The 12,765-nt window shown below is 69.9% G+C and carries 11 protein-coding genes; 8 read left to right on the top strand and 3 right to left on the bottom strand.

From position 1 onward, the window contains the following. Window positions 1–177 precede the first annotated feature (177 nt). A complete protein-coding gene (gene ygiD, locus ACODT0_RS15220; protein WP_489041632.1) occupies window positions 178–1,116 on the top strand; it encodes a 4,5-DOPA-extradiol-dioxygenase in 939 nt (312 codons plus the stop codon). Between the two features lies 1 nt (window position 1,117). Here ygiD and zwf read toward each other — a convergent pair whose 3' ends face one another. After that, window positions 1,118–2,587 (bottom strand): glucose-6-phosphate dehydrogenase, encoded by a 1,470-nt coding sequence (gene zwf / locus ACODT0_RS15225; RefSeq protein ID WP_413764406.1) that lies wholly within the window; start codon window positions 2,585–2,587, stop codon window positions 1,118–1,120. A gap of 152 nt (window positions 2,588–2,739) precedes the next feature. On the opposite strand from zwf, the gene ACODT0_RS15230 reads away from it, so the two are divergent. Genes ACODT0_RS15230 through ACODT0_RS15245 form a run of 4 tightly spaced genes read left to right on the top strand, consistent with a single transcriptional unit; the run spans window position 2,740 to window position 7,768 of the window. Beyond that, on the top strand, window positions 2,740–3,753 hold the full coding sequence (locus ACODT0_RS15230) for an ABC transporter substrate-binding protein (RefSeq protein WP_422097934.1): 1,014 nt from the start codon (window positions 2,740–2,742) through the stop codon (window positions 3,751–3,753). Beyond that, entirely contained in the window at window positions 3,754–6,039 is a 2,286-nt protein-coding gene (locus ACODT0_RS15235) for an ABC transporter permease (protein ID WP_489041633.1), read from the top strand. It abuts the gene before it with no gap. Beyond that, window positions 6,036–7,082 (top strand): ABC transporter ATP-binding protein, encoded by a 1,047-nt coding sequence (locus ACODT0_RS15240; RefSeq protein WP_489041634.1) that lies wholly within the window; start codon window positions 6,036–6,038, stop codon window positions 7,080–7,082. The genes ACODT0_RS15235 and ACODT0_RS15240 overlap by 4 nt, the downstream gene beginning before the upstream one ends. Before the next feature lie 23 nt (window positions 7,083–7,105). Next, a complete protein-coding gene (locus tag ACODT0_RS15245; protein WP_057594087.1) occupies window positions 7,106–7,768 on the top strand; it encodes an HAD family hydrolase in 663 nt (220 codons plus the stop codon). On the opposite strand, the gene ACODT0_RS15250 is transcribed toward ACODT0_RS15245, so the two are convergent. After that, complete coding sequence (locus ACODT0_RS15250; protein WP_057594086.1) at window positions 7,714–8,385, bottom strand: lipocalin family protein; 672 nt, start codon at window positions 8,383–8,385, stop codon at window positions 7,714–7,716. The two genes, ACODT0_RS15245 and ACODT0_RS15250, sit on opposite strands and share 55 nt — an antisense overlap. Window positions 8,386–8,653: 268 nt before the next feature. Between ACODT0_RS15250 and tal the strand changes: the two genes are divergently transcribed. The 3 genes from tal to ACODT0_RS15265 all read left to right on the top strand — a co-directional run bounded on the left by tal (window position 8,654) and on the right by ACODT0_RS15265 (window position 11,617). Then, entirely contained in the window at window positions 8,654–9,610 is a 957-nt protein-coding gene (gene tal, locus ACODT0_RS15255; protein WP_057594085.1) for a transaldolase, read from the top strand. Window positions 9,611–9,612: 2 nt separating this feature from the next. Further along, on the top strand, window positions 9,613–11,178 hold the full coding sequence (gene pgi, locus ACODT0_RS15260) for a glucose-6-phosphate isomerase (protein ID WP_489041635.1): 1,566 nt from the start codon (window positions 9,613–9,615) through the stop codon (window positions 11,176–11,178). A gap of 106 nt (window positions 11,179–11,284) precedes the next feature. Further along, the gene (locus ACODT0_RS15265; RefSeq protein ID WP_489041636.1) at window positions 11,285–11,617 is read left to right on the top strand and encodes a DUF805 domain-containing protein; all 333 of its coding nucleotides are present in this window, start codon (window positions 11,285–11,287) and stop codon (window positions 11,615–11,617) included. 73 nt (window positions 11,618–11,690) lie between these two features. Here ACODT0_RS15265 and ACODT0_RS15270 read toward each other — a convergent pair whose 3' ends face one another. Further along, window positions 11,691–12,749, bottom strand: a complete 1,059-nt coding sequence (locus ACODT0_RS15270; RefSeq protein ID WP_489041637.1) for a 4-hydroxythreonine-4-phosphate dehydrogenase PdxA — start codon at window positions 12,747–12,749, stop codon at window positions 11,691–11,693. Window positions 12,750–12,765: the final 16 nt, after the last annotated feature.

Raw genomic sequence — 12,765 nt, forward strand, 5'->3', positions numbered from 1 at the left:
CGCGCTGCTCGGCCGAGCGGCCGAAGCTCCAGAGCATCCGCGGCGTGCAGGTGGCATGCCATGCGGCGGAGGAGGGGCGGATCTGAGGATCGGGACCGGCGCGCAAAGATGTGCGCAAAGGCACAGCCCGGCGCGCCGCATCGCGGCACAGTGGCGCGGCCTCTTCCGCACCGCGCCATGCCCCTTCCGATGACCTCTCTTCCTTCCGACGCCAGCGCGCTGCGCGCGCTCGGCCGCCGCGGCTTCCTCATGGGCTCGGCGCTCGGCGCGACCGCCGTGCTGGGCGCGCTGGCTTCCGTCTCGCAGGCGGCGTCGGCCGCCGGCGAGGCGCCCGCGCGGCGCATGCCGGTGATCTTCATCGGCCATGGGTCGCCGATGAATGCGCTGGCCGACAACGGCTTCACGCGCCGGCTCGCCGCCTGGGGCCGCGAACTGCCGCGGCCCACGGCCATCCTCAGCGTCTCGGCGCACTGGCTCAGCAGCGGCGCGACCGGCGTCGGCGTGCAGGCCCGGCCCCGCACCATCCACGACTTCGGCGGCTTTCCGCAGGCGCTGCACGACATCGACTACCCGGCGCCCGGCCATCCCGCGCTCGCGCGCGAGGCGGCCGCGGCGGTGAAGCAGTCGCCGGTGGTCGCCACCGAGCAATGGGGCCTGGACCACGGCACCTGGACCGTGCTCAGGCATCTCTATCCGAAGGCCGACGTGCCGGTGTTCCAGCTCAGCATCGACTACGACAAGCCCGCGGCCTTCCACTACGCGGTGGGGCGCGACCTCGCCGCGCTGCGCGACAAGGGCGTGCTGGTGATGGGCAGCGGCAACGTGGTGCACAACCTGCGCGCCACCGACCGCGGCACGCCCGACGGCCCGGCGGCGAGCCGGCCCTGGGCCCAGTCCTTCGACGATGCGGTGAAGGCCGCGCTGGCCGGGCGCGACGACCGCGCGCTGATCGGTTATGAAAGGCTCGCGGGCGCATCGACCGCGGTGGCCACGCCCGATCACTACTTCCCGTTTCTCTACGCGCTCGGCGCCGCGGGCGCGGGCGAGCGCGCGAAGACGGTCCACGAGGGCTTCCAGTCGGGCACGCTGAGCATGCGCTGCGTGCAGTTCGGCTGAGCTACTGCTCCTCGCCCCACGAGAACCCGTCGCGCGCGATCATCGCGCTCGACGCGCTCGGGCCCCAGGTGCCGGCTGCGTAGGGGCGCGGTCCGCCGTCGCTGGCCCAGCTGTCGATCAGCGGCTCGACCCAGCGCCATGCCTCCTCCTGCTCGTCGCTGCGCACGAACAGGTTGAGCCGGCCGTCGATCACGTCGAGCAGCAGCCGTTCGTAGGCGCCCACGCGCTCGGAACCGAAGCGCTTGTCGAAGTCGAGGTCCAGCTGCACCGGCGCGAGCTGCGCCGCGCTGTCCTGGCGGCCGTTGCTGCGGCGGTTGTCCTGCGCCTGCGCGAGCATGTGCAGCTCGAGCCCGTCCTTGGGCTGCAGGTTGATCACGAACTTGTTCGCGCTGCCGGCCGGCGCGCGGAAGATCGCGTGCGGCGTCGGGCGGAAGTTGACCTCGATGCGCGCGTCGCGCGAGGCCAGCCGCTTGCCGGTGCGGATGTAGAAGGGCACGCCGGCCCAGCGCCAGTTGGCGATCTCGGTGCGCAGCGCGACGAAGGTCTCGGTGCGACTCTCGCGGTCGACGCCGGGTTCGTCGCGGTAGCCGGGCACGCGCTCGCCGTAGGCCGTGCCGGCCGTGTACTGGCCGCGCACCGTGTGCAGGCCCAGCGTCTCGGGCGTCCAGGGCTTGAGGGCGCGCAGCACCTTGAGCTTCTCGTCGCGGATCGCGTCGGCGTGCGAGTTGATCGGCGGCTCCATGCCGATGGCGCACAGCAGCTGCAGCGCATGGTTCTGCACCATGTCGCGCAGCGCGCCGGTCTGGTCGTAGAAGGCGCCGCGCTTCTCCACGCCGAGGTCCTCGGCGATCGTGATCTGGATGTTGGCGATGTGCTCGCGGCGCCAGATGGGCTCGAACAGCGCGTTGCCGAAGCGCATCGCGAACAGGTTCTGCACCGAGGGCTTGCCGAGGTAGTGGTCGATGCGGAAGACCTGCTTCTCCTCGAGCACCTTGCCCACCGCGGCATTGATCGCGCGGTTGGAGGCCAGGTCGTGGCCCAGCGGCTTCTCGAGCACGATGCGGGTGCGCGCGCCGTTGAGGCCGGCGGCTGCGATCTGCTCGACCACCTGCGTGAACAGGCCCGGCGCGGTGGCGACATACATCACGACCGTTTCGGCATCGCGCTGCTTGAGCAGGTCGGACAGGCGCGCATAGTCGTCGGGCTTCGACAGGTCCATGCGCAGGTAGTGCAGCATCGAGGCGAACTTCTCGAACTCCTCGGGCGAGGGCCGCTTGGCGCCCTCGACGGCATTGAAGCGCGACTGGATCAGCTCGCGGTACTGGTCGTCCGACAGGTTGTCCCGCGCCACGCCGACGATGCGCCCGTCCTTCGGCAGGCTCCCGTGCCGGAAGGCCTGGAACAGAGCGGGCATCAGCTTGCGCCATGCGAGATCGCCGGTGCCGCCGAACAGAACGAGATCGAAGCTCATGGGAACACTTTCCTTGGGTCTGGGGCGAGAGCAGGCAATGCGCCGGTCCGCCAATCGCGATGGTACTTGTACCAATTCCACGCACTTGTACTAAAGCTACGCTGCACCCACGGCCGGGAGGCCTTTTTTTATTGGACAAAGCGGAGAACTCCATGAAGAAGCTTTTTGTTGCGGCGGCGCTGATGGGTGGATCGGCCATGGCATCGGCCCAGGGCACGGTCAACGTGATCTGCTCGGTGCAGGCCGAGTGGTGCAGCGTGATCTCGACCGTGTATGCGCGCACCACCGGCACCCGCATCAACATGGCGCTCAAGGGCTCGGGCGAGGCGCTGGCCCAGCTCATCGCCGAGAAGGACAACCCCAAGACCGACGTCTGGTTCGGCGGCACCGGCGACCCGCATCTGCAAGCGGCCGAGCAAGGTCTGACGCTCGAATACAAGTCGCCCTCGCTGCCGCAGCTGCATCCCTGGGCCCAGCAGCAGGCCAAGCAGTCGGGCTACAAGACCGTGGGCATCTACTCGGGCCCGCTGGGCTTCGGCTACAACCCCGAACTGCTGGCCAAGAAGAAGCTGCCCGTGCCCAAGACCTGGGCCGACCTGCTCAAGCCCGAGTACAAGGGCGACATCCAGGTGGCCAACCCCGCCTCGAGCGGCACGGCCTACACCATGATCGCCACGCTGGTGCAGCTCATGGGCGAGGACAAGGCCTTCGAGTACCTCAAGGCGCTGCACAAGAATGTCGGCCAGTACACGCGCTCGGGCACCGGTCCGATCAAGGCCGTGGCGCGCGGCGAGACCGCGGTGTCGATCAGCTTCGTGCACGACGGCCCGGGCGAGAAGATGCAGGGCTTCCCGGTCGAGACCATCACGCCGAGCGACGGCACCGGCGCCGAGATCGGCTCCATGAGCATCATCAAGGGCGCGCGCAACCTCGAGGCCGCGAAGAAGTTCTACGAATGGGCGCTCACGCCCGCCGCGCAGGAACTCGGCGCCGCCAACAAGCAGTTCCAGCTGCCCAGCAACGTCAATGCCAAGCTCGATCCGCGCATTCCCGACTTCAAGAAGATCAAGTTCATCAACTACGACTACGCCAAGTACGGTGCCAGCGCCGAGCGCCGCCGCCTGATCGCGCGCTGGGAGAAGGACGTCAACTCGCTGCCGCGCTAAGTGGAAGCGCGTTCCATCGGAGCCTCGCCCCGCGCGGCGGCCCCGCGCAATCCGGCATCGGAGGCCGCGGCGCGGCGCACCCAGCGCTGGATCCGCGCCTGGGTCTTGCTGGGCCTCGCGGCCTACCTGCTGCTGCCCTGGTATGCGATCCAGGATGCGACCTGGTACGAGGCCGTTCCGCAGGTCTTCGGCGGCGCCGAGGGCGCCAATGGCCTGATGCAGGCGGCCCTGCAGGGGCGCGCCTGGCTGTTCGTCGGGCTGGCGGGCCTGCTGGTCTGCGCCATCGGCGCCTGGCTGCCGCCGGGCCGCGCGCAGGGGCGTTGGCTGCTGGCCGGCGGCGCGGGCGGTGCGCTCGGGCTCGCGCTCGCGGGCTTCGCGATCGGCGCGCGCGGCTGGGCCTTCGCGGCGCTCGAGGCGCGCTTCGGCGAGCTCGGGGTCAACCAGTTCGGCATCGGCGCCGGCGGCTTCGTGGCGCTCTGTGCGCTGGTGCTGCTCGCGGCCTTCGGCATCGCGCGGCTCGGCCGCTTCAAGGGCGACCTGTTCGTGGCCGCCTCGGTGCTGGGCTGCGGCGTGCTGATGGCGCTGTTCATCGCCTACCCCGTGAGCCGCGCGCTGTCGGGCGCCTTCCTCGACGAGGATGGCCGCGTGTCGATGGCCGCCTTCCTCGCGCGGGTCTTCACCGAGCGCATCTGGGGCCTGGGCTGCCTCGCGGGCGGAGTGCGCTGCGGCGTGGCCTGGAACACGCTGGTGCTGGCGCTGCTCACGGCCGCGGGCACCACCTTCCTCGGCACGCTGATGGCGCTGATGGCCGAGCGCGGCAGCCGGCGCGGACAGGGCGCGCTGCGGGTGCTGGCGCTGCTGCCGATCATCACGCCGCCCTTCGTGGTGGGCCTCGGCCTGATCCTGCTGTTCGGCCGCGCGGGCATCGTCAACCAGCTGCTCGAAAGCCTGTTCGGCATCGAGCCCACGCGCTGGTTCTACGGCATGCCCGGCGTGCTGGTGGCGCAGCTGTTCGCCTTCACGCCGATCGCCTTCATGATCATGCGCGGCGTGGTGCAGGGCATCGCACCCAGCCTCGAGGAGGCGGCGCAGATGCTGCGCGCCGACCGGCGCCGCGCCTTCTTCACCATCACGCTGCCGCTGCTCAATCCCGGGCTGGCCAATGCCTTCCTGGTGGGCTTCATCGAGAGCATCGCCGACTTCGGCAACCCGGTGGTGGTGGGCGGCCAGTTCTCGGTGCTGTCGACCGACATCTTCTTCGCCATCGTCGGCGCGCAGTACGACCAGGGCCGCGCGGCTTCGCTGGCCTGGGTGCTGACCTTGTTCGCGCTCGGCGTGTTCGCGCTGCAGCGCGGGCTGCTCGGCAGGCAGAACTACACCACCGTCAGCGGCAAGGGCGACGCCGGCATCCCGATGGCGCTGCCCGACGGCGTGCGCCGCACCATCCACTGCATCGCGCTGCCGTGGATCGCCTTCACGGCCGTGGTCTACCTGTTCGCCTTCGCGGGCGGCTTCGTGCAGACCTGGGGGCGCGACTACAGCTTCACTCTGCAGCACTTCAAGACCGCGTTCGCGCTCGAGTGGGGCCAGTTCGGGCTGGTGTGGGCCGGCACGGCCTGGAACTCGCTGCTCACCACGCTCAAGCTCGCGGGCATCTCGGCGCCGATCACCGCGGCACTGGGCCTGCTGATCGCCTGGCTGCTGGCGCGCAACGAGTTCAAGGGGCAGGGCGCCTTCGAGTTCGGCGCGCTGCTGGCCTTCGCGATCCCGGGCACGGTGCTCGGCGTGAGCTACATCCTGGCCTTCAACGTGCCGCCGTTCGAGCTCACGGGCACCGGGCTCATCATCGTGCTGTGCTTCATGTTCCGCAACCTGCCGGTGGGCGTGCGCGCGGGCACCGCGGCCTTCAAGCAACTCGACCGCTCGCTCGACGAGGCCTCGCTGATGCTGCGCGCCTCGACCTCGCAGACGCTGTTCAAGGTGGTGCTGCCGCTGCTCAAGCCGGCGCTGGTGGCGGCGCTGGTCTACAGCTTCGTGCGCGCGATGACGACCGTGAGCGCGGTGATCTTCCTGGTCACGGCCGAGAACGAACTCGCCACCACCTACATCATCGGCCGCGTCGGCAACGGCGACTACGGCATCGCGCTGGCCTACTGCACGGTGCTGATGATCCTGATGTCGCTCGCGATCGCGCTGGTGCAGTGGGTGGTGGGCGAACGCAGGCTGGGACGGCGCGGCACGGCGCCGGGGCACCAGGGGCATCACAAGATGGAGGGGCTGGCATGAGCACGGGCATCGAGTTTCGCGACGTCACCAAGCGCTACGGTGCCGACCGCAACGCGCCGCTGGCGGTCAAGGGCATCAGCTTCGAGGTGCCCGAGGGCACGCTGACCACCATTCTCGGCCCCTCGGGCTGCGGCAAGACCACCACCCTGCGCATGATCGCGGGGCTCGAGTCGCCGACCTCGGGCGCGATCTTCATGGGCGGGCGCGACGTCACCACGCTCAGCCCCGCCGAGCGCAACGTCAGCATGATGTTCCAGAGCTATGCGCTGTTCCCGCACATGGACGTGATCGGCAACGTGGGCTATGGCCTGCGCATGAGCGGCGTGAAGAAGGACGAGGCCACGGCGCGTGCGCGCGAGGCGCTGCGCGGCGTGGGCCTGGTGGGCTTCGACCAGCGGCTGCCGAGCGAGCTCTCGGGCGGCCAGCAGCAGCGCGTGGCGCTGGCGCGCGCGCTGGTGCTCGAGCCCGCGGTGCTGCTGTTCGACGAGCCGCTGTCGAACCTCGACGCGCGGCTGCGGCGCGAGATGCGCGAGGAGATCCGCTCGCTGCAGCAGCGGCTCGGGCTCACGGTGGCCTACGTCACGCACGACCAGAGCGAGGCGCTGGCCGTGAGCGACCAGATCATCGTGATGGACCATGGCGTGATCGCCCAGCGCGGCACGCCCGAGCAGCTCTACGGCCGGCCCGAGAGCGAGTTCGTCGCGGGCTTCATGGGCGAGGCGATGGTGTTCCCGGCCGTGGCCGGCGCCGACGGCGACGTCACGCTCGGGCCGCTGCGGCTGCGGCCGCGTCATGCGGTGGCGCCGGGCGCGGTCAAGGTGGCGGTGCGGCCCGAGGCCTGGCGCATCGGCGAGGCTTCGGCGGCCGACACCGGCCTGCCGGCCACGCTGAAGAAGGTGGCCTACCTCGGCAGCTTCTACGAGTACGGCTTCGACACGCCGCTGGGCGCGGTCTTCGTGGTCTCGACCGACCTGTCGAACCCGCTGGCCGCGGGCGCGCAGACCCGGCTCTCCCTGGGGGCGCACGGCGTCAGCGTGGTGTAGCGCGCGCATGGAACAATGGCGCCATGAACGTGGTTTTCGATCTTGGCGCCGTGCTCTTCGCCTGGGAGCCCACCCGGCTGGTCCAGGCCCATCTGGCGGAGCATGCTCCCACTGAATCCGCCGCCGCGGCCCTGGGCCGCGCGCTGTTCCATCACGACGACTGGACCAGCTTCGATTGCGGCACCCGCACGCTCGAGGAATCGGTCGCCCGCATGGCGGCTCGGCTCTCGCTGCCGGCCGACCGCCTGCTGGCCATGCTCGACGGACTCGGCGAACGCCTGGTGCCGATCGATGTCACGGTGGCGCTGCTCGAGGAACTGTTCGAGCGCCGCGAGGCCGGCGAGCCGCTGAAGCTCTACTACCTCTCGAACATGCCCTCGCCCTATGCGCGCGCGATCATGGCGCGCCACGGCTTCATGCGGCGTTTCGACGGTGGCGTGTTCTCGGGCGACGTGAAGTTCCTGAAGCCGCACCGCGAGATCTACGAACTGCTCGCGGTGCGCCATGCGCTGGCGGCGGAGCGGACGGTGTTCATCGACGATTCGGCGCCCAACGTGGAAGCCGCGCGCGCCTTCGGCTGGCACGCGATCCACTGCACCGCGCCGGCCGCGCTCGCGACCCAGCTCTCGCGCTACCTGCCGGTGCGCTCGACCTTGTCGATGTCGAAGCCCAGGCTGCCCGCGTAGTCGAGCTCGGCCTGCAGGGTCGCGTCGTCCAGGCAGGGGGCGCGCGACAGCACCCACAGGTACTCGCGGTTCGGCGTGCCGACCAGCGCCACCTGGTAGTCGCGGTCCAGCTTCAGGATCCAGTAGTCGCCCCACACCACCGGCAGCCAGGCCAGCCACGAGGGCGCGAAGCGCACCTCGAGCCGGCCCGCGCCGGGCTGGCCGGCCACCGGCACCACGCGCGCGGTGCCCAGCGATTCCTCGAAATTGCCGTCGGCGCGCTCGCAGCGGTTGAGCACCTCGATCGTGCCGTCGGGCCGCGGTGTGTAGTGGGCCGTGACCGGGCCGGCGCAGGACTTCTGGAAGCGGTTGGGCAGCCGCGCCTGCTCGTGCCAGAGACCCGCATAGCGGTGCAGGTCCACCGGCGCCACCACCTGCAGCGGCGCGCGCATCAGCGGGGCGCCGTCGGCCGGGCCGGCCAGCCGCACGCGCGAGCGGCGCGCGGCATCCAGCGCGAGCCAGGCCGCCGCGCCGCCGATCACGAAGGCCGTGGCCAGCGTGCCGATGGCGGCACTGGTGCGGCGGTCGTCGAAGGGGGCGAGGTCGGTGGAGGCTGCGGGAGGAAGTCTGCGCTGCATGGAGGGGGCTCCTGGGTCGGGACGGGACGGCGAATCCGACGATTCGCGAAGGAAGGACTCGCCAGACTAGACGCGCCCGCCAGCCGTCGCCGTCAGCCGTGGACCACAGCGCCTGTAGGGCGGCACGGGGCCGAAACCCTGCTGGCCGCATGTTGTTCGCGCCGTCATGGAACCGGGCCTGAAGCCGTGCTACGGTGCGCATGAAAGCATCGGCCCGCATGCAACAACGTGCAGGCCACGTCGCCATCACTGCAACATAATCATTGCCATGAACCAACTCGATGCACTCCGTCAATGGACCACCGTGGTCGCCGACACCGGCGACTTCAAGCAGCTCAGCGCCTCCAAGCCGCAGGACGCGACCACCAATCCGTCGCTGATCCTCAAGGCGGTGCAGAAGCCCGAGTACCGTCCGCTGCTCGACGAGAGCGTGAAGAAGCATGCGGGCAAGCCGCTCGACGAGGTCATCGACCGCCTGCTGGTGCGCTTCGGCACCGAGATCCTCTCGATCATCCCGGGCCGCGTCTCGACCGAGGTCGATGCGCGCCTGTCGTTCGACACCGCCGCCACCGTGGCGCGCGGCGAGCGCATCACGGCGCTCTACAAGGCCGAGGGCATCGACACCGAGAAGCGGCTGCTGATCAAGGTCGCCTCCACCTGGGAAGGCATCGAGGCCGCGCGCCAGCTCGAGAAGAAGGGCATCCGCACCAACCTCACGCTGCTGTTCTCGTTCGCGCAGGCCGTGGCCTGCGGCGCGGCCGGCGTGCAGCTGATCTCGCCCTTCGTCGGCCGCATCTACGACTGGTACAAGAAGTCCGAGGGCGCCAAGTGGGACGAGGCCGCCAATGCCGGCGCCAACGACCCGGGCGTGAAGTCGGTGCGCCAGATCTTCGAGTACTACAAGGCCAACGGCATCAAGACCGAGGTGATGGGCGCGAGCTTCCGCAACGTGGGCCAGATCAAGGCGCTCGCCGGCTGCGACCTGCTGACCATCAGCCCCGAGCTGCTGGCCGAACTGGCCGCGAGCAACGAGCCGCTCGAGCACGCGCTCGACGCCAAGGCCGCCGCCCAGGGCAAGGCCGAGAAGATCGCCTACGACGAGGCCGGTTTCCGCTTCGCGCTCAACGAGGACGCGATGGCCACCGAGAAGCTCGCCGAGGGCATCCGCGCCTTCGCGGCCGATGCGATCAAGCTCGAGAAGCTGATGCAGGAAAGCGGCCGCTGATCATGGCGACCCCGCTTCGCTGCGACCGCGCGCCGGCCTGGGCGCAGCTGCAGTCCTACTTCGAGACCGCGGGCCGCCAGTTCGACCTGCGCCATGCCTTCGTCGACGACGCCGGCCGCTTCGCGCACTTCAGCCAGGAGGCGCCGTACCTGTTCGCCGACCTGTCGAAGAACCTGATCGATGCGCGCGTGGAAGCGCTGCTGTTCGCGCTCGCGCGCGAGTGCGGCCTCGAGGCGCACCGCGACGCGATGTTCGCGGGCGAGCACATCAACAACACGGAAGACCGCGCGGTGCTGCACACGCTGTTGCGCGCGCCGGCCGATGCCAAGGCCGGCAAGACCGCGCCGCAATTGCGCGAGGTGCACGAAACGCTCGACGCCATGCTCGCCTACGCCGAGAAGGTGCGCGGCGACCACACCATCACCGACGTGGTCAACATCGGCATCGGCGGCTCCGACCTCGGCCCGCAGATGGCGGTGCTGGCGCTCGCGGAGTTCGCGGCGCCGGGCAAGCATTTCCATTTCGTCTCGAACGTCGACGGCCACGAGCTCGACGGCGTGCTCGAGGGCCTCGCGCCCGAGCACACGCTGTTCCTGATCGCCTCGAAGACCTTCACCACGGCCGAGACGATGACCAACGCGCAGTCCGCCAAGCGCTGGTACGAGCAATCGGGCGGCACCGACATCGCGGGCCACTTCGCGGCGCTCACCACCAACGTGGAAGCAGCCAACAAATTCGGCATCGAGACCACCTTCGGCTTCTGGGACTGGGTGGGCGGCCGCTATTCGCTGTGGTCGGCCATCGGCCTGCCGATCGCGCTGGCCATCGGCGCCGAGGGCTTCCGCCGGCTGCTGGCGGGCGCGCATGCGATGGACGAGCACTTCCGCACCGCGCCGCTGGCGCAGAACCTGCCGATCCGCCTCGGCCTGCTCGACGTCTGGTATCGCAATTTCCACCGCTTCACGAGCCGCTGCATCGCGCCCTATCACAGCGCATTGAAGCGGCTGCCGGCCTACCTGCAGCAGCTCGAGATGGAGAGCAACGGCAAGCAGGTCGACGCGACCGGTGCCGCGCTGCCGCCGGGCCTGGGCACCTCGCCCGTGCTCTGGGGCGAGCCGGGCACCAACGGCCAGCATGCCTACTTCCAGATGCTGCACCAGGGCACCGACGTGATCCCGCTGGAGTTCCTCGCGGTGCGCGATGCCTCGCACGACCTCGAGGGCCACCATCCGAAGCTGCTGGCCAATGCGCTCGCACAGGCGCAGGCGCTGATGGTGGGCAAGCTCGACGCGGGCGGCCACAAGAACTTCCCGGGCAACCGGCCCAGCAGCTTCTTCGTGTTCGAGAAGCTCACGCCCGAGGCGCTCGGCGCCTTCATCGCGCTGTACGAGCACCGCGTGTTCACCAGCGGCGCGCTGTGGGGCATCAACAGCTTCGACCAGTGGGGCGTGGAGCTCGGCAAGGTGCTCGCGAAGGACATCGAGCCGCGGCTCGCCTCGGGCGACGTCACGGGGCTCGATGCCTCGACCGCGGGGCTGCTGCAGCGCCTGAGTCCGCCCGCGCAATAGCTGCTTGGCCATTTGAAGTACGCCATTCGTTGCCATTGCCGTTGAAGAAGGCGCCGATATGATGGCCCCGGGAAATTTCCCGGGGACCTCAAGAGGAGCCGAGCAAATGGATTTTCAAACAGCGGTCAAGACCTGCTTTCAGAAGTACACGGATTTCAGTGGGCGCGCCTCGCGCTCCGAGTTCTGGTGGTTCATATTGGCCGAGGTGGTCGTGCTGATCGTCGCCAGCCTCATCCACCAGATCGTCTACCTGATCGCCGCGCTGGGTTTCCTGCTGCCCGTGCTGGCCGCGGGCTCGCGCCGCCTGCACGACATCGGCAAGAGCGGCTGGTTCCAGCTGCTGATGATCATTCCGCTGGTCAACCTCGTGCTGATCTATTTCTTCGTGCAGCCCAGCCAGCCCGAGGCCAACGCCTACGGCCAGCCGTCGGGCGCCTGAAGCCCCCCGGGACTCGCAGAACAACGATTCGACAGGGCCGCGTATGCGGCCCTTTTTTCTGGTCGCCGCCGACTCAGGCCTCGGCCGTCGCGGCCGCGCGCACCGGCGCGCCGCTGGCCATGCGCAGGCACAGGTCGAAGGCCTGCTGCAGGCCCTCGATCTGCGCGATGCCCCGGCCCGCGATGTCGAAGGCGCTGCCGCTGGCCGAGGTGGCCACGGGCACGGGCAGGCCGCCGTGCAGGGTCACGCCCTGCTCGAAGCCCATGAGCTTCATCGCGATCTGGCCCTGGTCGTGGTACATCGAGACCACCGCGTCGACGTCGCCGCGCCGCGCGCCGATGAACACCGTGTCGGGCGAGAACGGGCCGCGCGCGTCGTAGCCCTCGGCGCGCAGCTTCTCGATGGCCGGGCCGATGATCTCGATTTCCTCCATGCCGATCGAGCCGCCGTCGCCGGCATGCGGGTTGAGCCCCAAGACCGCGATGCGCGGCTGCGCCACGCCCGACTGGCGCAGTGCCGCGGTGATGATCTTCACGGCGTCGCACACGCCTTCGCCGGTGATGTGGCTCGCCACGTCCTTGAGCGGAATGTGTGAGGTCACGCGCGAGGTCCACAGCGCGCCCGTGAGGTTGAACTCGCAGACGAAGCCCGGCACCGCGAAGCGCGCCTGCATGTAGCGCAGCTCGTCCTCGTGCACCAGGCCGCCCAGGCGCAGCGAATGCTTGTTGAGCGGCGCGAACAGGATCGCGTCGACCTGGCCGCGGCGCACGGCCGCGGTCGCGAGCTCGAGCGCTTCGAAGGAGGCGCGGCCCGAGGCTTCGTTCGATTCACCGAGCACCGGCTCGGCGCCGTCCATCCAGTCGCGGGACAGCAGCGTGGGCCGGCCGTCCTCGAAGCGCAGCGTGTCGAGGCTCTCGGTCGCGAGCGGATCGAGCTTCGCGCCGGCGATGCGCTCGCCCGCGGCCAGCACCACCGGGTCGGCGATCAGCAGCACGCGCGCAGCGTCGAGGTTGCGCTGGCGCGCGAGCAGCTTGACCGCCATCTCGGGGCCGACCCCGCTGGGGTCGCCGAGCAGCACGGCGATGCGGGGCTTGGCGGAGGTCACGGTCGGAATCTTCGAAGGAGTGGACATGGCGATCGTCGGTGGA

The organism is Variovorax sp. FG153 (genome assembly GCF_057809595.1).

Excerpts from the sequence above, each read along its gene's own strand:
- ACODT0_RS15245 (WP_057594087.1), top strand. The coding sequence starts at position 7,106 with ATGAACGTGGTTTTCGATCTTGGCGCCGTGCTCTTCGCCTGGGAGCCC.
- ACODT0_RS15230 (WP_422097934.1), top strand. The coding sequence starts at position 2,740 with ATGAAGAAGCTTTTTGTTGCGGCGGCGCTGATGGGTGGATCGGCCATG.
- ACODT0_RS15240 (WP_489041634.1), top strand. The coding sequence starts at position 6,036 with ATGAGCACGGGCATCGAGTTTCGCGACGTCACCAAGCGCTACGGTGCC.
- ACODT0_RS15265 (WP_489041636.1), top strand. The coding sequence starts at position 11,285 with ATGGATTTTCAAACAGCGGTCAAGACCTGCTTTCAGAAGTACACGGAT.
- ACODT0_RS15250 (WP_057594086.1), bottom strand. The coding sequence starts at position 8,385 with ATGCAGCGCAGACTTCCTCCCGCAGCCTCCACCGACCTCGCCCCCTTC.
- pgi (WP_489041635.1), top strand. The coding sequence starts at position 9,613 with ATGGCGACCCCGCTTCGCTGCGACCGCGCGCCGGCCTGGGCGCAGCTG.
- tal (WP_057594085.1), top strand. The coding sequence starts at position 8,654 with ATGAACCAACTCGATGCACTCCGTCAATGGACCACCGTGGTCGCCGAC.
- zwf (WP_413764406.1), bottom strand. The coding sequence starts at position 2,587 with ATGAGCTTCGATCTCGTTCTGTTCGGCGGCACCGGCGATCTCGCATGG.
- ygiD (WP_489041632.1), top strand. The coding sequence starts at position 178 with ATGCCCCTTCCGATGACCTCTCTTCCTTCCGACGCCAGCGCGCTGCGC.
- ACODT0_RS15270 (WP_489041637.1), bottom strand. The coding sequence starts at position 12,749 with ATGTCCACTCCTTCGAAGATTCCGACCGTGACCTCCGCCAAGCCCCGC.